Raw genomic sequence first — 18,543 nt, forward strand, 5'->3', positions numbered from 1 at the left:
CTCTCCTCTGTTCACTGGGTTGGGACACGGGACGGTCATTTCGTCTGGTCCGGCCCCTGTCCGGGAGAAGCCGTCGGCCCCTGCCCTTCGGAATCCTCGGATCCCTCAGACTGGTCCGAGCCGTGCTCGGCGGACGGCTCCCCCCGGCTGTCAGACGGTGTGGACACCGACTGAGCCGCCTCCTGCCGGGCGGACCTGCGGGAAGACAGAGTCGTAGCCACCATCGCGGTCACGATCAGGATGATCAGCGCGATCGGGATCGGCCGGGCCAGCCACTCGAAGCCGCCGTCATTGATGATCAGGGACAACCGCAGGTTGGACTCGGCCATGGGGCCCAGGATGAGTCCGATCACCAGCGGTGCCAGGGGGTAGCCGCCGCGGATGAGCCAGAAGCCCAAGGCACCGGCGGCCAGCGCGACAACGGAGTCCATCAAGTTCAGCCGCAGGGCGAACGCCCCGCTCAGGGAGAGCAGGATGACGGCTGGCCAGAGCATCTCCGTGGGCGTGGAGGACACCCTCGCCCACATCCGGATACCGCCGAGGCCGAAAACCAGCATCAAGACGTTGACCAGGATCAGGCCGAATACGGTGCCGTAGACCAGGTCCGGGCTGCCCTCGAACAGTTGGGGCCCGGGCTGGAGCCCGTGCACGGTGAGTGCGCCGATCAGAATCGCTGTGACGCTGTCACCCGGGATACCGAGGACCAGGGTGGGTGCCAGAGAGCCCGCGGTGGAGGCGTTGTTCGACGACTCCGCCGCAGCGACACCGGCACTGTTGCCCTTGCCGAAGTCCTTCTTGCGCGACCAGCGCCGCGTCTCGTTGTAAGCGACGTAGGAGGCTACGTCACCGCCTGTGCCGGGCAGCAGCCCGATGAAGAAGCCGATCAGCGAAGAGCCGCCGGTCGCCGGACCGAGGCGCCGGAACCAGCCTTTGCCCAGGATGAAGCGGCCCACGCTCGGCCGTTCGTAGTGCTTGGACTTGCGGGCCCGTGAGATCTGGGTGAGCGCCTCGGAGATGCCGAACAGGCCGATCAGTACCGCGATGAAGGAGATGCCTGAGGCCAGCTCTGTCATGCCGAAGGTCATGCGGGCGAAGCCCTGGACCGGGTCCATGCCTACCAGGCCGATCGCGACGCCGAGCATGCCGCTGATCAGGCCCTTGGAGAGCTTGCCGCCGCTGACGGAGGCGATGATGGTCAGCGCCAGCACCGCGATCATGAAATATTCGGGCGGCCCGAATCTCAGCGCTACACCGGCGAGCTGGGGTGTGAACAGGGCCAGCAGCACCGCCCCGACGAGGCCGCCGACGACCGAAGCGACCAGGGAGACGGTCAGAGCTTCGCCCGCCCGGCCCTTGCGGGCCATGGGATAGCCGTCGATCAGTGTCGCGGCGGCGGAGGGTGTTCCCGGCGCTCCGATCAGGATCGCCGGGATCGACCCCGCATACAGGGTGGACCCGTATACGCCTATCAGGAGCATCATCCCGGGCAGGGGGTCGAGTGTGAACGTGATGGGCAGCAGCAGGGCCACTGCCATGGTCGCGGTCAGCCCTGGAAGGGCTCCGCAGACGATGCCGATCGCGACGCCGAGGGCGATCATGGAGATCGCCTGGATCGACATGACCGCGTCGATTCCGATGAGCCATTCGTTCATATCAGCAACGTCTCCAACGGGCCGGTCGGGAGCCGCACGCTGAATGCGACGTTGAAGGCCAAGTAGACGGCCACGGGGGTCACAGTCGTGTACAGGGCGATGCGGACGGGGCGGCGCTCACCTGCGATGAGCGAGCCCGCTAGCAGTAGGACCGCTGCACCTACCAAGAAGCCGACCCAGGTCATCGCCCAGAGCGCGACCCCGCCGACACCGAGCATGATCAGAGCCGGGACGATCATGCCGGGCGGATGGGGGTCCTCGCTGCGGGCACCGCGGAGCACCAGGCGGGTTACGCCCAGAGCCCCCAGTGCGAGGGCGACCAGCAGTGGCAGCAGCACCGGACCCGGATCACCGGACTGGGCCCCTTCCGGGAAGCCGCGCGTGGCCGCCGCGATCGCTGCGGCTACGGTAATGGTCGCAACCGCGATGCCGATGTCGGCACGGCGTTCGCTATCCATTGCCCAGTCCGGCGATGAGATCTTCGTAGCGCTCGTACTCAGAGTCCATGAACTCGTTGAACTCGGCGGAGTCCCGGTATTCCTGGCCGAAGGCGTTCTCCTCCATGAACGAGGTGAAGGCCTCGGACTCCGCGGCTTCGGTGATGCAGGACTCGAGCTCCGCGACGATCTCGTCCGGGGTGTCGTTGGGGACCGCGAGGCCGCGCCATGTACCGGAGATCCAGTCGATCCCCTCTTCCGTCAGGGTCGGGGTGTCCGGGAGGGCCTCCAGGCGCTCTTCACCCATGACCGCCAGTGCGTTGAGTTCGTTGGACTGGACCTGGCCCAGGACCTCGGCACCGGAGGCGCTGGTGGCCTCGACCTGGTCGCCGAGGACGGCGGTGATGGCGGGGGCGGCGCCGTTGAACGGCGCGTAGTTCAGCTCGATGCCCTCCTCCTGGGCGAGCCCGGCCGCGGAAACCTCCCAGATCGAGCCGGCCCCGGAGGTACCTACAGTGATCCCCTCGCCGCTGTCGGCGGCGTCGATCACGTCATGGATGCTCTCGAATTCACTGGACTCGGAAACGGTGAATGCGGCCGCGTCGAAGTTGTACTGGAGCAGGCCGGTCAAGTCAGCGGGGCTGACCGAGGCGATGTCTTGGTGTTCGAGCATGGCCAGCTCGACGGAGACGACTCCGATCGTGGTGCCGTCAGGCGTGGCGTCGGCCGCAGCCTGGAAGCCGGTGCCTCCGCCCGACCCCTCTTGGTTGGTGATGACGGTGCTGACACCGCAGGTGTCCTCCGCCGCCGAAGCCAACTGGCGCGCGGTGTTGTCAGTTCCGCCGCCTGCCGCGTAGGGGACGATGAGCTCGAGCGGACCCTCCAGGACCCCGTTCCCGGACTGGTCCGTGAGCTGTCCGCATCCGGCCAGCCCGAGGGCCAGCACCGGGAGTATGACGATGGGTCGTTTTGGCATCGCTTCCACCTTCGATGGGTAATATGCGTGGGGAGCGCCAAGATTAATACGGCGTTTCAAAAAGAGTCAATGCTCTGACGAGCAAGTTTCCGGACTGTGGTGTACGTGCCGCATGAGGGGAGAGTCGTGACTGCTGGGAGTGACGTCGGGCCCAAGGCCCTGGTCAAGGGGCTGCAGGTGTTGAACGTCCTGGCGGAGTACCCGGTCGGGCTGACCCTGCGCGAGCTCGAGGAGGCCACCGGGATCCCCAAGCCGACTGTTCACCGTTTGGTGGCTGCGCTGGCAGACTCCGGGCTGGCGCGCTTCGACGCCGACCACGGCCGGTATCGCGTCGACCGCGGTGCCCTTACCTTGGCCGGGGCCTTCCTGGAGGGCGTCGACATCCGGCAGACGTGCCTGCCGTCTCTGCGAGGGCTGGCCAAGGAGTGCGGAGAGACCTGTCACCTGGGCGTGCGCGACGGCGTGCAGATCGTCTACATCGACAAGAGCGAGGCGGACTGGCCGGTCCGGATGTACTCCCGCATAGGGGCGACCAATCCCATGTACTGCACGGCTCTGGGCAAGGCGGTCCTGGCCTGGTCCGACGAGTCGGTGTTCGATGCTGTAGTGGAAGCGGGCATGGAGCCGCGCACGCCCGCCACCATCACCGGGCGTGAGGCCCTGCGTGATGAGCTGCGGGTCTGCCGCGAGCGGGGTTGGGTGATAGACGACGTGGAGAACGAACTGGGTATCCGCTGCGTGGCTGCCCCCGTCTTCACCTGGGACGGTGAGGTCGCCGCCGCGCTCAGCGTCGCCGGTCCAGAGAGCCGAATGACCGACGAGGCCCTGGCCCGGTTCGGCCCGATCGTGCGGGATGCGGCCCGGGAGGCCTCCGTCCAGCTCGGCTGGAGTCCTTGACGCGGCGCGGTTTTCCGCACCCCTCTTACAGCTTTTTTCTGCGGGCGAGGCGGGCCGCTCTAGGGCGTGTTCGTCGAAGGTTGCCCGGAGCTGTCGCGCAGTCGGGTGAGGCAGGGCGGCTACTGGGCGGGGCTGGATAAGACCAGTCTGACCGTCGGCCCTGACCTGATCGTCTGGCACAGCACCGGCAGGGCCCCGGCGCCGGAGGCCGGCTGAACGGCGCGTTCAGTCCCGCAGCAGGCGCCAGGTGGCATGGGCGGGTGATTCGGGGGAGTCCTTGTCCGCGGCCGCGGCGATCACCCCGACCAGTGCCCCGGCCAGGTAGGCGGCGTGCAGGTCGGGCGCGACATCATCGAACCCGGGCGGCCGGGCGCCCTGGGTGAAGCGCGCGGCCAGGACCTCGGTGATCCGGTCGCGCAGGCGGTTGGTGAAGCGTGCACTGCCCTGCTCGGAGAACATCCTCCGGTACAGCACCGCGTGCTCCGCGACGTGTGCGAACAGGTCGTTCAGGGGTGCCGGTATCCGGTCCCGAGGGGCGTCCAGGGGACACAGCTCCGCGCAGCGGGCCACATGCGCGATCGCGTCCCCCATCGCGTCAGCGACGAGGGCGTCCAGGTCGGCGTAGTGCTTGTAGACGGTGGCGCGGTTCACCTCCGCGCGGCGGGTGACGGCGGCCATCGTGACCGATCCGAGTTCCTGTTCGGCGGCCAGGGAGAGCAGGGCGGCCCGGAGCCGGTCACGGGTGCGCTGCACACGGGGGTCTTCAGGGTTCATGCCTGCCAGTATAAACAACAGGTGTTGATTAAACGACAGATGTCGCTTACTCTTCCCTTATGAGGATCGAGATCTGGGCGGACGTGGTCTGCCCCTGGATGTACATAGGTAAGCGACGTCTGGAGCGCGCGCTGGCCGAGCGGCCCGGCGAACCGGTCGAGGTCGTGTGGCGGCCTTATCGGATCGACCCCACGGCGCCCGCCGTGTCCGAACCGATCGACGAGGTCCTGCGCGACCCCTTCGTCGAGACCGCGCTGGAGGCCTGTGGTCCCGTCGGGAGCGGCGACGGCGAACTGGCCCAGATGTCCGAGCTGGCCGCCGCCGAAGGACTCGGCGACCGCTGGGGCGCCGCATGGCGGGCCGACAGCCACGACGCCCACCGGCTGCTCGCCCTGGCGGAGGCCGAGGACGGGCCCGCGATGCAGGGCGCTGTGGCCGAGGGGATACTGCGCGCCCACTTCGTGGCGGGTCGCGATATCGCCGACCCCGATGTGCTGGCGGGTATCGCAACTACGGCCGGGTTCGCCCGGGGCGGCGAGCTACTGGCCAGTAGGGGCGGCGAGGAGCAGGTTCGCGAACTACTGCTGTGGGGTCGCGCCGAGGGGGTGCGCACTTCGCCGACCTTCGTGGTCAACGGAATCGCGCTGACCGGAGCCCAGCCGCCCGAACTGATCGGCGAGTTCCTGGACGAGGCAACCGGGCGGCGGCCGAGGGAGCTCCCGGCCGAGGTGGAGCGGCTGCGCCGAGCCGAGGCGCTGTTCGACCTCGCCAACCCGCTGGGAGCGCTCGAACTGCTCAAGCCGCTGGCCGAGGCCCACGCCGAGGACCGCAACGTGCGCTTCCTGGCCGCTCGTGCCTACTACCGCTCCGCCCAGCTGAACCGGGCACGGAGCACCCTGGAGGCGCTGCTTCAGGAGAGCGCCGACGACGCCTATGCCCACCTGCTGCTCGGACGCACCCTCCAGCGCCAGGGGCAGCGGGGGCTGGCCGAACCGCACCTGCGGCTCGCGGCGGTCATGGACCCCGCGCTCGGGTAGGGCGGATGACCACTGGGCCTTCACGTTCCGCGCAGGGTTTCGGTCCGGTCTTCCGTTGGTCGAGGCCTGTCCCATTGAGTCCCAGTCCGTACGGTTCACCCGGTCTCAGGAGAGACACATTCTCGCTGGGGCCGGGACTTCTTCGCCAACAGGCCGACACTCCGGGCGACTTTTCCACTACTTTTGGTTACTGTTCGGGTGGCAGAGTGAGTTCCGCGCCCGACGTCACGCCCCGCTCCTGATCCTCCGCGTGAGTCCCATGGCGCCAGGGGTGATTACGCATAGTAAGTATCCGAATCTGTACGTGGTCTTGGGGGATATGTGGTCACAACCAGTGGGGCGGGTACCGTCAGGTGCCCCACCACAGAGCAGCAGGAGACCCTGGACGGGCGGGCCGCACTGCCGCGGCGGATCCCGTTGGGTACCGGGCCGAGGGCCGACGCCTGGATGCGCCCCTACGTCGCCGGACTGGTCGTGCTCGATCTGCTCGCCGCGCTGGCGGCCACCCTCGCGGGGACCGCGCTCCGATTCCACGACTCCCTCGCAGCGGCCAGCACCACCCCCTACTTGGTGCTCTCCCTGCTGCTCCCGCTGGTCTGGATCGCTTTCGTTGCCTTGGGCGGGGGTTATGAGCGGCGCTTCCTCGGCGTCGGCACCGAGGAGTACCGACGGGTCGCGGTGGCCGGGGCCGTCCTGGCCGCGACCGTGGCGATCGGCGCCTTCGCCGTGAAGTTCGACCTCGCCCGCGGATACGTCCTGGTCGCGCTCCCCCTGATCGTCCTGCTCAGCCTGGGTATGCGCTACGCGCGCCGTAAGGCGCTGCACCGTCGCCGCCGCTCCGGTGCGTGCATGAGCGGGGTCGTGGTCGTCGGCTACAGCGTGGCCGTGAGCGACCTCATCCAGCGGTTCCGCGACGAGATCTACCACGGCATGCGCGTCGTGGGCGTCTGTCTGCCCGAACACGAGTCCGACGCGACCGAAGTGGAGGGCTGCCCGGTCCTGGGTACCTTCACCGACGCCGCCGAAGCCGCCGCCCTCGTCGGGGCGGACACGGTCGCCGTCCTGGCCTGCCCGGAGATGGACGGCATCGAACTGCGCCGACTGGCCTGGCGCTTGGAGAAGACCGGGACCGACCTCACCGTCGCCTCCGCCCTCATGGAGGTCGCCGGACCGCGCACCACCATCCGCCCCGTGGCCGGGCTCCCCCTCCTGCACGTGGAGCACCCCGAACTGGTGGGGGCCCGCCGACTGGTCAAGGGGGTCTTCGACCGGTGCGCCGCCGCCCTCGCCCTCGTTCTGCTCTCGCCCCTGTTCGCGGTGCTCTGTGTGCTCATCCGCTCCGAGGGCGGCGGGCCCGCCCTGTTCACCCAGACCCGAGTCGGGCGGGGTGGGGCCGAGTTCACCGTGTACAAGTTTCGTACGATGGTGACCGGGGCGGAGTCGTTGAAGTCGATCCTCCAACCCCGCAACGAGCACGACGGTGTGCTGTTCAAGATGCGTCAGGACCCCAGGGTCACGCCCGCCGGGGTGTGGCTGCGCCGCTACTCGCTTGACGAGCTTCCCCAGCTCATCAACGTGGTGCGCGGAGAGATGTCGCTTGTCGGACCCAGGCCCCCGCTTCCGGAGGAGGTCGCCCAGTACGGGCACGACGTCCGCCGCAGGCTGGTGGTCAAACCGGGGATGACGGGGCTGTGGCAGGTCAGCGGCCGATCCGACCTCTCTTGGGAGGAATCGGTCCGTCTTGACCTGAGGTACGTGGAAAACTGGTCGCTGACGTTGGACATCCAGATCCTGTGGAAGACGTGGTCAGCGGTGATCCGTGGGGCGGGAGCATACTAGCCGGTGAAGAGCATCCGAAACGATCATGAGGTAGCCCGGGACCTGGCGAGCGAGGCGGGGCAGCTGCTGCTGCGCCTGCGCGCCCGGCACGGCTTCGACGAACCCGAGGTTCTGCGCACCCTGGGTGACCGCACCTCGCACGAATTCCTCTTCTCCGCGCTCGGCCGGCTACGGCCCAGCGACGCGGTGCTCTCCGAGGAGGGTGCCGACGACCCGGCCCGGCTGGCCGCCCGCCGGGTGTGGATCATCGATCCGCTCGACGGGACCCGTGAGTTCTCCGAGCCGGGCAGGACCGATTGGGCCGTGCACGTCGCGCTCTGGGAGGACGGCGACCTGGTCGCCGGGGCGGTGGCACTTCCCTCGCAGGGCAGTACCGTGTCCACGGTCGACCCGCCGTGGCTACCAGAGGAGCGTCCGGAGGGGCAGCGGCTGCGCATCACCGCCAGCCGGACCAGACCGCCCGCGTTCGTACAGCGCATGGCCACCCAACTCGGGGCCGAGGTGGTCCCCATGGGTTCGGCCGGTGCGAAGATCTGCGCCGTCCTCCTCGGGATCGCCGACATCTACGTGCACGCCGGCGGCCAGTACGAGTGGGACAGCGCCGCCCCGGTGGCGGTCGCGCGCGCGGCCGGCCTGCACGCCTCGCGCATCGACGGCTCCGAACTTCGCTATAACGTAGCCGACCCGCTACTCCCCGATGTCCTTGTATGCCGATCGGAATTGTCGGGTATGTTGTTGGCTAGCATCCGCGACGGCGCGGACCTAGACAGCGCCGGTCCGCACGCGGGGGGCTGAACCTGCAGGGCCCTCCGCGCTGGAACCGGTCGTGTGTGTCGGTATTTCTAAGGCGGATTTCCATGGGTCAGGCGAGTCAGCAGGCGCTCGGGCGCTACCAGCTCTCCCAGCTGGACGTTCTCGAGGCCGAAGCGATCTTCATCATGCGCGAGGTGGCGGCGGAGTTCGAGCGCCCCGTGCTGCTCTTCTCCGGCGGCAAGGACTCCATCGTCATGCTGCGCCTCGCGGAGAAGGCGTTCTGGCCCGGGCCGATCCCGTTCCCCGTCATGCACGTGGACACGGGGCACAACTTCGACGAGGTCATCGAGTTCCGGGACCGCCGTGTGGCGCAGGCCGGGGTGCGCCTGGTCGTCGCTTCCGTCCAGGAGCAGATCGACCAGGGCAAGGTGGTCGAGCATACCGGCCGCTGGGCCAGCCGGAACCAGCTCCAGACCTCGGCGCTGCTCGAGGCGATCGAGGACCACGGCTTCGACGCGGCCTTCGGCGGCGCCCGCCGCGACGAGGAGAAGGCCCGGGCCAAGGAGCGGGTCTTCTCCTTCCGTGACGAGTTCGGCCAGTGGGACCCCAAGAGCCAGCGGCCCGAGCTGTGGAGCGTGTTCAACACCCGGATCAACCGGGGCGAGCACATCCGGGTCTTCCCGATCTCCAACTGGACCGAGCTCGACGTGTGGGGCTACATCAAGCGCGAGCGGCTGGAACTGCCCTCGATCTACTTCGCCCACGAGCGGAGCGTGTTCGAGCGCGACGGCATCCTGCTGGCCGAGTCCGAGCTCATCCGGCGGGACGAGACCGAAGTGCCCTTCACCGAGACCGTCCGCTACCGCACGGTGGGCGACCTGACCTGCACGGGTGCGGTCAAGTCCACGGCTGTGGAACTGGACGACATCATCGCGGAGATCGCCGCGACCCGGGTGACCGAGCGCGGCCAGACCCGCGCGGACGACCGGGCGAGCGAGGCCGCCATGGAGGACCGCAAGCGCGAGGGCTACTTCTAAGCCCCGCTTGTTGCGGACCTCCGCAGTGTTTACCCGGGGCCGCAGCGCCGCTTCGGCCCCTCCCCGGCCCACCACTCCGCCCCGTCCCGCGATGATCTTGCCCCCAGCGCCACCCTCGCCCGCTGAGGTTGGCACCAGAGGCAGGACCATCGCTGAAATACGCACATTGGACCAGCCAACATGAGTAACGACATCCTGCGGTTCGCCACGGCGGGTTCCGTCGACGACGGAAAGAGCACCCTGATCGGCCGCCTGCTGTACGACTCCAAGTCCATCTTCGAGGACCAGCTCGACGCTGTGGAGCGCACCAGCGTCGCCCGCGGTGAGGAGCAGACCAACCTCGCGCTGCTCACCGACGGGCTCCGCGCCGAGCGCGAGCAGGGCATCACCATCGACGTGGCCTACCGCTACTTCGCCACGCCCAAGCGCACCTTCATCATCGCGGACACCCCCGGGCACATCCAGTACACCCGGAACATGGTCACCGGTGCCTCCACCTCCGACCTCGCGATCATCCTGGTGGACGCCCGCAAGGGCCTCCAGGAGCAGAGCCGCCGCCACGCCTTCCTCACCACCCTGCTCCAGGTGCCGCACCTGGTCCTCGCGGTGAACAAGATGGACCTGGTCGACTACTCCCAGGACCGCTTCGAGGAGATCAAGGCCGAGTTCACCGAGTTCGCCGCGAAGCTGGACGCGCGCGATCTCACGTTCGTTCCGATCTCCGCCCTGCACGGCGACAACGTGGTGAGCCAGTCGGAGAACATGCCCTGGTACACGGGCGGTTCGCTGCTGCACCACCTGGAGAACGTGCACATCGCCTCCGACCGCAACCTGATCGACGCGCGCTTCCCGGTGCAGTACGTCATCCGCCCGCACAAGTCCGACGACCCGGAACTGCACGACTACCGGGGCTACGCGGGCCAGCTGGCGGGCGGTGTCCTCAAGCCCGGCGACGAGGTCACCCACCTGCCGTCGGGACTGTCCACGCGCATCGCGAAGATCCTCACCGCGGACGGGGAGGTCGCGGAGGCCTTCTCTCCGATGTCGGTGACGCTGACGCTCGAGGACGAGATCGACATCTCCCGGGGCGACATGATCTGCCGCCCCAACAACACCCCCGCGGTGTCCCAGGACATCGAGGCGATGGTCTGCTGGATGACGGACTCGCGCAAGCTCACGCCGCGCTCCAAACTCATCGTCAAGCACACGACCCGCACCGCGAAGGTCATGGTCAAGGACCTGCGCTACCGGCTGGACATCAACTCGCTGCACCGCGATGAGTCCGCCGACCACCTGGCGCTGAACGAGATCGGCAGGGTTCGGCTGCGGTCCACCCAGCCCCTGTTCGTGGACGAGTACCAGAAGAACCGCCAGACCGGCGGGTTCATCCTCATCGACGAGGCCACCAACACGACGGTCGGCGCGGGCATGGTAGTCAAGGCCGACTGAACTTACCCGAGGAAAACCGGGGAAAACAGAATATCGGGAAATAATCGGGGGCTGCCTGCGGGCGGCCCCCGATTCGTGTGATGACACCGCTTGGCTGGAGCCGGGTTGTGTCGGACGAGTACGGGATTCTTTCGGTCATATTTCCGGATGTAAAGGGTGGGTGTGTTTTCTCGGTCCCCGGTACCACGTGGAACTCCGTGAATGGGGTTGCGGCGGAGGGGCGGAAGTTACCCGTCGTTAGGTCGATCTCCAGCCGAGTGGGGCAAGCAGAGTGTCATCTTCGAGCGGTGGATTCTGACGCAGTGGCTAGGACTCCGGAGGGTGATGGTTGAGAAAAATTCGCCCCGGCTCTGGTAATCAAGGTTCAAACCTGTCTAAAGTGTGCGAATCGCAGACGGGTTCTCAATCCAGGCAATCCATGCGATCGGGGCCCGCTGTGTACTCCAACCCCCATTACCCCCACAAGGAGGAAACCGCGTGAAGAAGCACCCCACCCGCAGGGTCGCGTTCAGTGCCGTCGCGGTCGGCGCACTCACCATTCCCATGGCGCTCTCCGGCGCCACGAGCGCCGGCGCCTCAGACCTCGCGCCGGTGTACACCAGTTCCGCCGCCGGCAGCGACTGGTTCGTCGTCCTCGAGGACACCGTCACCACGGCCAGCGTGTCCCCCTCGGCCTTCGGCATCGCCGAGAACAAGGTGAACCACACCTACGAGGAGGCCCTCAACGGCTACTCGGCCGAGCTGAGCACCGCCGAGGTCGAGGAGCTGCGCGCCCAGGACGGCGTCGCCTACATCGAGCAGGTCGGTGAGGCACAGGCCCTGGTCCCTTGGGGCCTGGACCGGATCGACCAGGAGGACCTGCCCCTGGACGGTTCCTACACGACCGACTCGGACGGCTCCGGCAGTTCCGTGTACGTCCTCGACACCGGTATCGACGTCGACCACCCCGAATTCGACGGCCGTGCCTCGCTCGGCTACGACGCCACCGGCGGCGACGGCGGCGACGTCCAGGGCCACGGCACGCACGTCGCGGGCACCGTGGCGGCCGACAGCTACGGTGTGGCCCCGGGCGCCGACGTGGTCGACGTCAAGGTCCTGGGTGACGACGGAAGCGGCACCTACGACGACATCATCGCCGGTATCGAGTGGGTGGCCGACAACTCCGAGTCCAACGCGGTCGCCAACATGTCCCTGGGCGGCCCGGCCTCGCAGGCCGTCGACGACGCCGTCAACTCCCTGGCCGACTCCGGTGTCTTCGTGGCCGTCGCCGCGGGCAACGAGGGCCAGGACGCCGGCAACACGTCCCCGGGCGGAGCCAGCGGTGTGGTCACGGTCGGTGCCTCCGACGAGACCGACGCCGCGGCGAGCTTCTCCAACCACGGTTCGTCCGTGGACATCTACGCCCCGGGCGTCGACGTCGAGTCCACGGTCCCCGGCGGCGGCACGGACAACTACGACGGCACCTCGATGGCCAGCCCGCACGTGGCCGGCGCCGCGGCTCTGTACAAGAGCGGGCAGGGCGACGACGACCAGGACACCGTCCTGGACTGGCTCGTCGACAACGCCGGTGAGGACAAGCTGAGCGGTGTCCCCAGCGGCACCGTGAACCTCCTGCTTAACGTCGAGGGTCTGTAGGACACCGCCGACTGCGGAGTCCCCGCGCGTCCGCAGCTCGGCAGGTTGACAGCCGACGGGTAGTCACACGGCCCCGGCCAGGGAGAGATCCCCGACCGGGGCCGTTACGTTTCTCCGACACCGGTTTTCACATTATGACCCTGGTTGATTACTCCGAGTATTAATCTTGGGTCGTGGATGGATATCGTCTGGTGTTTGTCGGCGGGATGGGCCGCTCCGGGTCGACGCTGATCGAGCGCCTCCTTGGTGAGCTGCCCGGGTTCTGTTCCGTGGGTGAGGTCGTGCACCTGTGGCGCAGGGGGCTGGTGGAGAACGAACGCTGCGGTTGCGGCCTGCCCTTCGCCGGCTGCGGGTTCTGGGCCGAGGTGGGCAAGCGCGCCTTCGGCGGCTGGGACCGTGTGGACGCCCACGGCGTGCTGCGGCTCAAGGACAGCGTCGACCGGACCAGGTTTCTGCCGGTCCTGCTCAACGGCCCGTCCGGTGAGGGCGCCCTCGCCGCCCGCAGTGACCGCTACACCGAGCTCTACCACCGCCTCTATTCGGCGGTCGCCGAGGTGAGCGGTGCCCGGGTGATCGTGGACGCCAGCAAGCACGCCTCGCTGGCCGCCTGTCTGCGGTGGCGGTACGGCTCCCGGATGCGCCTGCTCCACGTGGTGCGGGATCCGCGGGCGGTGGCGCACTCCTGGGGGAAGCGGATGGCGCGGCCGGACGCCTCCCCGGACAGCTCCGAGCAGGAGATGGCCCGCTACTCGGCGGGGCGCTCGGCGCTGCAGTGGATGACCCAGAACTCGTCGTTGGACGCCCTAGCCCGGCGGGGGACCCCGACGCTCCGGGTGCGGTACGAGGATTTCGTGGCCGACCCCGAGGGCGAGTTCGGGCGTATCGCCGATTTCGCCGGCCATGCCGGAGCGCCGCTCGCGCTGGGGGAGGGCGGGGTGCGGCTCTCGGAGGGGCACGCGGTCTCCGGCAACCCCATGCGGTTCCGGTCCGGCCCGGTGGGTGTGCGCGCCGACCACGGGTGGCGGGAGGGGCTCGCCCCGTGGCGCCGTGGCCTGGTCACGGTGGTCACCAGCCCCACGCGGGGGCGGTATGGGTACTGATGTCCGGTGTGTTGCCCCGGGGGATGTTGCATGCCCAATCCGTAACGTATTGTTATTTGTTAACTACTCTAAGTCGCAATCGGGGGAGCTGGGGGCGGTTGACCATGGGCGGCGGACCGGTACGAGGGATGGCGGCGACGGGGGCTCTGCTCCTCGCCCTGGGGATGGCCAGCGCGGGTGACGGCCCCACCGGGGCTTCGGCTCCGGGAGAGGACCAGTCTCCGTCTGACCGCCCGGTCCTGAACTCGGCCACGTTCCTCGGGATGCCTGCGGCGCCCGAGTTCCACTGCACCGTCTCCGACATCCTCGAGCCCTCCTGCGGGGTCTGGTGGGGTGCCAGTCCCGAGGACGACGACGTGGACGAGCTGGAGTCCGCGGTCGGCCGCGACATGGACATCGTCTACACCTGGCGGGGCATCGACCAGGCAGAGGTTCCGGGTGACCGGGAGCAGAGGATGGTCGCGGAGGGGCGCTTCGTGCACACCAACATCGAGGCCCGCCGCTTCACCCGCTCGGGGCATCCCGACATCCCGTACGAGGACATCCTCGCCGGAGAGTTCGACAGCTCCCTGCGTTCCCAGGCGCGGACCATCGCGGAGATGGAGGTGCCCTATTTCGTCACGTTCGACCACGAGGCCGACGGCAACAACCGCTACAACTACCGGGGCGCGCCCGAGGAGTTCGTGAGCTCCTGGCAGCACATCGTCGACCTGTACCGGGAAGAAGGCGCGGACAACGCCATCTGGGTGTGGAACGTGACCGGCTGGCCGGGCAACCTCGAGCGGCTCCCCGGCCTCTGGCCCGGCAACGACTACGTCGACTGGATCAGCTGGGAGGCCTACAACATGACCGGCTGCGACCTCATGCCGCACTGGGACCACGTCGACTCCTTCGAGGACGCCCTCGCCCCCACCTACGACTGGATCCAGGAGGAGGGCCCCGAGCACGGCATCGACCCGGAGAAGCCGGTCATGATCGGGGAGATGGGCACCACCGACATCGGCCCCCGAGAGACCCTGCAGTGGTACAAGGACATCCCCGACGTACTCAAGCGCTATGAGCGGGTGCGCGCGGTCAAGCTCTGGGACAGCAAGGTCTCCGACAGCTGCGACTTCCGGATCCGGGCCAACGAACACGCCCAGCGCGGCTTCGAGCTGGCCGGGCAGGACCCCTACGTGAACCTGCCCGAACGGGTCCGCCGCCTCGCCGAGTACACCGCGACCCGGGACTGACCGACCGCCGCGCCGAGTGCCTTGACCCGGGGCTGAACGCCCGGGTCGGCCTGCCCCGGTCAGCCGCCCGCCGGCCTGTGCATGGACCAGGTGCGCGGGCCGTCGTCGGGCAGGTCGTACTCGGCCGTCACCCGGAATCCCAGAGACTCGTACAGCCGAACGTTGGCTGACGCGGAGGTCTCCAGAAACGCAGGCACACCCGCGGCGTCCGCCTCGCGCAGGCCGGCGCCGATGACCTCGCGGCCCAGCCCCCGGCCCTGCGCGTCCGGGTGCACACCCACGGTGCCCAGGAACCACACGGGCTCGGTGGGCCGGTGCTGCCCCATGGCTGCCTCGGCCGCGGCGGAGGCGTCCGCGCGGTTCCCGGCGAGCTCCGCCAGTGTGGGCAGGAGCCCGGCGATGGCCGCCCCGGCCCCGCCTGAGTCGGGCGTGGACCAGACGGCGACGGCGTCGAGGTCCTCGCTCACCCAGACCCGTCCGTGGGGCAGGCCGACCTCCGCGATGAAGAGCCGTTGGAACTCCCGGAGCCGTGAGAGGTGATCGTCCGCGTCGATAGTGTGCCGGGTGAACGGGTAGTCCCGGAAGGCCGCGGTGAGTGTGTCGGCCGCCCGCTCGATGTCCGTAGGTGTCGCTTCCCTGGCCACGCGTTCCCCCTGATGTCCGCAGGTGTGCTCAGTTCGGTCCCCGTCCCGCGCGGGGTCCGTGAGCGAGGCTATCGGCGGTCCCCGGCCGGCGTCTTCCGGTTTTTGACCGGTAGTGCTATATTTTGTCCATGCGTTCAAAATACGGGGCGACGTTCACCCAGGCCGCCCGCCGCGAGCAGATGATCCAGGCGACCATCGCGACCGTCGCCGAGCTGGGGTTCCACAAGGCCTCGCTGGCGCGCATCGCGGAGCGGATGGGCATCGCCAAGGGCGGGATCATCTACCACTTCGCCAGCCGGGACGAGCTCATCAGAGCGGCTCTCCAAGACGTTTTCGCCCGGCTCACCCGGCACGTGGTCGAGCGGCTGACCGACGCCGCCAGCGTGCGCGAGGCCACCCGGACCTACGTGGTCGCGCTGGTCGACTACCTGGACGGGCACCGCGACGAGGTCCGGCTGATCTCCGAGGGATTCGGCGCGGCTCAGAGCCATGAGGACGCGGACGAGCAGGTCCAGACCCGCTGGAGCGGCCTGGCCGACCTCCTGGACCAGGCCGTCGCGGAGACCGGCCGCACCGGGGTCGACACGAAGGTCCTCGCCATCAGCGTCAGCGGGGGTATCGACGCCCTGGTCGCCGAAGCGCTGCGCGACCCCGGATTCGACCTCCGCGAGGCCGGTGACCGCCTGGCGGGCATGGTCGACCGGCTCATCGCACCCGAGGACACAGCGGACCCCGGCCGAGCGCAGGACGCCGGGGAAGGAGCCCTCGGATGAGCGGGGAAGCGGTCATCCAGGTCAGGGACCTCCACGAGTCCTTCGGCCACACCCGCGCGGTCCGGGGCGTCAGCATGCTCGCTCTGCGCGCCCCGTCCGCCGGGAGGCCCTGCCTGCTCAGCCCGAAGCGGTCCCTACAGGCCCTTGCCGCGCAGGTGCAGCAGGCGTAGGACCCACCCCGGCGGAACACCGCAGACCACAAGGAAGGCCAGGTAGGCCCGACCCTCCGACGGTCGGTGCCGCAGCGTGTGCCCGGCCCAGCCCAAGGCCGTGCGCCGACGTTTGGCGGACGCCTCGGCGAAGGCGATCTGCCCCGCGATCCGGGCGTACCCGTGCGGCACCAGACCGAACTCGGGGTAGCGCTCCAGCAGCCACCTCAGCGCCGTGGAGATGGTCTGCCAGCGCTCGGAGAAGAACGACTTCTTGTGCCACAGCACGCGCACCCCCGGTTCGGGGATGTTGCGGATCGGGCCGCGCCGGGCCAGCCGGAGGAGCAGTTCGTAGTCCTCGCCGTAGCTGCCGGGGATCTCCTCGCTCACCGTTCCGCTGCCGCCGACCATGGCCTCGCGCCGGATCAGGAACGTGGACGGGTGCAGCTCGGTCAGGCGCGATCCGAGCAGGTCGGCGAAGGTGACGCTGGTCCGCTCGAGAACCCTTTCGGACTCGACCTCGTCGTAGACCACGCGGATGCCGCAGCACACCATGTCGGTGCCGGGCTCCGCACGCATCACCTCCACCTGGGCCCGGAGCTTGTCCTGCATCCAGGTGTCGTCGTCGTCGCAGAAGGCCACGAGGCTGGTGTCTGCGCTCAGGACCCCGGTGTTACGGGCACCCGCCAGCCCTGGGGTGAGCGAGTTGGTCACCACTCGGACGGGGCGGTCGCCCTCGGTCCGGGCGAGTGAGGGGTCGGGCTGGTCGTTGTCGTACACGACGATGGTCGTGATCCGGCCGGGGTAGTCCTGCTCGGCGACCGCCTCCAGGGTACGGCGCAGCAGTTCGGGCCGGTCCCGGGTGGGCACGACGACGGTCACCGGGGGCCAGGTGTCGGTCGGGTCCCCGGTCTTTGCCTCAGTGCCCGCCTCCACGGACCCCGCCTCCACTGACTCAGCAGAGCCTCCGGCCACTGCCGCATCCGCCACCGGTGTTGCCTCCACCGCTGTTCCGTCCATCGGGCCTTGCGCTATCGATCCGCCCACAGCGGTACCGCGCGGCAGCGGACCGCCCCCGACCGGGCCGGCGGCCCCGGCGCCGTCGGTGAGCAGGTCGATCAGCTCACCCGCGCGCAGTGCGGCGCGCTTGGGCCCGTCGTCGGTGGCCGGGTCCACCCGGAACTCGTCGGGGGAGGCCAGCGCCTGGTCGAGCAGCGCGTGCAGTCGCTGGGAGGTCGAGCAGGCGCGCACCCGCCCCGCTTCCTCCACCCGCCCCACGAAGAGCAGCTGGTGTTCGTCCACGTGTTCCGCCAGCTCGGGGTCACGGGCGACCACGATGGGCAGGTGGCCGGCCGACCGCGCCTGGGTGATGGTGCCCGGGCCGCCGTGGGTGACCACGGCCGAGGCACCGTGCATCGCCTCGGAGAGGTCGCCACTGGGCATGAAGGGTGTTCCCGAGGCCTTCTCCGGGGCTGAACTGTGCCCGTGCTGCACGAGGATCCGCAGGTCGGGATGGCGGCGGGAGTAGTCGTCGACCCAGCGCACCAGGCGGTCGAACCCGTGGTGGTCGGTACCGACACTGACGACCACGTCGGGGTGGTCGCTCCGGTCGGGGCGGTGCTCGGGGCGTGTGGTCTGTTCCGTCAAAGCAGCGGTCCTACGGTGATCGCGGTCGGCATGAATGAGCGCTGTTCCTCCCACTGGGCGAGGAACAGTCGGGTGAAGGGCTTGCAGAGCCGGGTGGTGAGCGTGGGTGTGTCGATGCGGTCGTAGACCTCGATGTAGACGGTCGGGATCCGCAGCAGCCAGGCGAGGACGAAGAACGGCAGGGCGACCCCGGCGCCGGTACTGACGACGGCCGAGGGGCGCAGCTCCCGAAGCACCCGCAGGGCCAGGGCCGTGTTGCGCAGCAGGTTGCCCATGTTGCGGGTGGTCGGGTGGTGGGCCCAGCGCACCGTCTCGTCGGAGAGCGAGGACTCGGCGTCCGGGGTGCGGAAGGTGACCCAGGCGCGTTCCTTGTCCTGCCACCACGGGCGCAGCGATCGCAGCTGGGTGAGGTGGCCTCCGCTGGAGGACACCAGGAGTACCGGTCGTGCTGTCATGGAGTGATCCATCCATTGCTCAGTGTGGTCGAACGGGAGTGTCGGGTAGCGAGGTCG

General features: G+C 68.9%; 18 protein-coding genes. 11 read left to right on the plus strand and 7 right to left on the minus strand.

What is annotated here, in order from left to right:
• Positions 1-35 precede the first annotated feature (35 nt).
• Genes ACYVD1_RS19750 through ACYVD1_RS19760 form a run of 3 tightly spaced genes read right to left on the minus strand, consistent with a single transcriptional unit; the run spans position 36 to position 3,065 of the window.
• A complete protein-coding gene (locus ACYVD1_RS19750) occupies positions 36-1,652 on the minus strand; it encodes a tripartite tricarboxylate transporter permease (RefSeq protein ID WP_460774843.1) in 1,617 nt (538 codons plus the stop codon).
• A complete protein-coding gene (locus ACYVD1_RS19755; RefSeq protein ID WP_460774846.1) occupies positions 1,649-2,110 on the minus strand; it encodes a tripartite tricarboxylate transporter TctB family protein in 462 nt (153 codons plus the stop codon). The genes ACYVD1_RS19750 and ACYVD1_RS19755 overlap by 4 nt, the downstream gene beginning before the upstream one ends.
• Positions 2,103-3,065, minus strand: coding sequence for a tripartite tricarboxylate transporter substrate binding protein (locus tag ACYVD1_RS19760; RefSeq protein WP_460774849.1), 963 nt, complete (start codon positions 3,063-3,065; stop codon positions 2,103-2,105). The genes ACYVD1_RS19755 and ACYVD1_RS19760 overlap by 8 nt, the downstream gene beginning before the upstream one ends.
• A 126-nt stretch (positions 3,066-3,191) precedes the next feature.
• Between ACYVD1_RS19760 and ACYVD1_RS19765 the strand changes: the two genes are divergently transcribed.
• Positions 3,192-3,962 (plus strand): IclR family transcriptional regulator, encoded by a 771-nt coding sequence (locus ACYVD1_RS19765; protein WP_460774852.1) that lies wholly within the window; start codon positions 3,192-3,194, stop codon positions 3,960-3,962.
• A gap of 225 nt (positions 3,963-4,187) precedes the next feature.
• Here the strand turns inward: ACYVD1_RS19765 and ACYVD1_RS19770 are convergent, their stop codons facing one another.
• Positions 4,188-4,736 (minus strand): TetR/AcrR family transcriptional regulator, encoded by a 549-nt coding sequence (locus ACYVD1_RS19770; RefSeq protein ID WP_460774854.1) that lies wholly within the window; start codon positions 4,734-4,736, stop codon positions 4,188-4,190.
• Positions 4,737-4,795: 59 nt separating this feature from the next.
• On the opposite strand from ACYVD1_RS19770, the gene ACYVD1_RS19775 reads away from it, so the two are divergent.
• The 8 genes from ACYVD1_RS19775 (at position 4,796) to ACYVD1_RS19810 (ending at position 14,818) form a co-directional block, all read left to right on the plus strand.
• Complete coding sequence (locus ACYVD1_RS19775; RefSeq protein ID WP_460774858.1) at positions 4,796-5,773, plus strand: DsbA family protein; 978 nt, start codon at positions 4,796-4,798, stop codon at positions 5,771-5,773.
• 321 nt (positions 5,774-6,094) lie between these two features.
• A complete protein-coding gene (locus tag ACYVD1_RS19780; protein ID WP_460774861.1) occupies positions 6,095-7,612 on the plus strand; it encodes a sugar transferase in 1,518 nt (505 codons plus the stop codon).
• Positions 7,613-7,615: 3 nt separating this feature from the next.
• Positions 7,616-8,407 carry a 3'(2'),5'-bisphosphate nucleotidase CysQ gene (locus tag ACYVD1_RS19785; protein WP_460774864.1) on the plus strand — a complete coding sequence of 264 codons (792 nt, stop codon included), beginning with the start codon at positions 7,616-7,618 and terminating at the stop codon, positions 8,405-8,407.
• A gap of 62 nt (positions 8,408-8,469) precedes the next feature.
• On the plus strand, positions 8,470-9,402 hold the full coding sequence (gene cysD, locus ACYVD1_RS19790) for a sulfate adenylyltransferase subunit CysD (protein ID WP_460774867.1): 933 nt from the start codon (positions 8,470-8,472) through the stop codon (positions 9,400-9,402).
• Between the two features lie 180 nt (positions 9,403-9,582).
• Positions 9,583-10,851, plus strand: a complete 1,269-nt coding sequence (cysN, locus tag ACYVD1_RS19795; RefSeq protein ID WP_460774872.1) for a sulfate adenylyltransferase subunit CysN — start codon at positions 9,583-9,585, stop codon at positions 10,849-10,851.
• 477 nt (positions 10,852-11,328) lie between these two features.
• Positions 11,329-12,486, plus strand: coding sequence for a S8 family peptidase (locus tag ACYVD1_RS19800; RefSeq protein ID WP_460774876.1), 1,158 nt, complete (start codon positions 11,329-11,331; stop codon positions 12,484-12,486).
• Positions 12,487-12,692: 206 nt separating this feature from the next.
• Positions 12,693-13,586 carry a sulfotransferase gene (locus tag ACYVD1_RS19805; protein ID WP_460774934.1) on the plus strand — a complete coding sequence of 298 codons (894 nt, stop codon included), beginning with the start codon at positions 12,693-12,695 and terminating at the stop codon, positions 13,584-13,586.
• A gap of 104 nt (positions 13,587-13,690) precedes the next feature.
• On the plus strand, positions 13,691-14,818 hold the full coding sequence (locus ACYVD1_RS19810; protein WP_460774937.1) for a glycoside hydrolase family 26 protein: 1,128 nt from the start codon (positions 13,691-13,693) through the stop codon (positions 14,816-14,818).
• 59 nt (positions 14,819-14,877) lie between these two features.
• Here the strand turns inward: ACYVD1_RS19810 and ACYVD1_RS19815 are convergent, their stop codons facing one another.
• Positions 14,878-15,462, minus strand: coding sequence for a GNAT family N-acetyltransferase (locus tag ACYVD1_RS19815; RefSeq protein WP_460774879.1), 585 nt, complete (start codon positions 15,460-15,462; stop codon positions 14,878-14,880).
• 128 nt (positions 15,463-15,590) lie between these two features.
• On the opposite strand from ACYVD1_RS19815, the gene ACYVD1_RS19820 reads away from it, so the two are divergent.
• Together ACYVD1_RS19820 and ACYVD1_RS19825 are read left to right on the plus strand one after the other, a co-directional pair.
• Positions 15,591-16,235, plus strand: coding sequence for a TetR/AcrR family transcriptional regulator (locus tag ACYVD1_RS19820; protein WP_460774882.1), 645 nt, complete (start codon positions 15,591-15,593; stop codon positions 16,233-16,235).
• Positions 16,232-16,405 carry a hypothetical protein gene (locus tag ACYVD1_RS19825; RefSeq protein WP_460774884.1) on the plus strand — a complete coding sequence of 58 codons (174 nt, stop codon included), beginning with the start codon at positions 16,232-16,234 and terminating at the stop codon, positions 16,403-16,405. The genes ACYVD1_RS19820 and ACYVD1_RS19825 overlap by 4 nt, the downstream gene beginning before the upstream one ends.
• On the opposite strand, the gene ACYVD1_RS19830 is transcribed toward ACYVD1_RS19825, so the two are convergent.
• Together ACYVD1_RS19830 and ACYVD1_RS19835 are read right to left on the minus strand one after the other, a co-directional pair.
• A complete protein-coding gene (locus ACYVD1_RS19830) occupies positions 16,370-18,031 on the minus strand; it encodes a glycosyltransferase (protein ID WP_460774886.1) in 1,662 nt (553 codons plus the stop codon). The two genes, ACYVD1_RS19825 and ACYVD1_RS19830, sit on opposite strands and share 36 nt — an antisense overlap.
• The gene (locus ACYVD1_RS19835; RefSeq protein ID WP_460774888.1) at positions 18,028-18,486 is read right to left on the minus strand and encodes a UDP-N-acetylglucosamine--LPS N-acetylglucosamine transferase; all 459 of its coding nucleotides are present in this window, start codon (positions 18,484-18,486) and stop codon (positions 18,028-18,030) included. Before ACYVD1_RS19835 ends, ACYVD1_RS19830 begins: the two co-directional genes overlap by 4 nt.
• Positions 18,487-18,543 lie beyond the last annotated feature (57 nt).

This window comes from Nocardiopsis nanhaiensis (assembly GCF_054778635.1).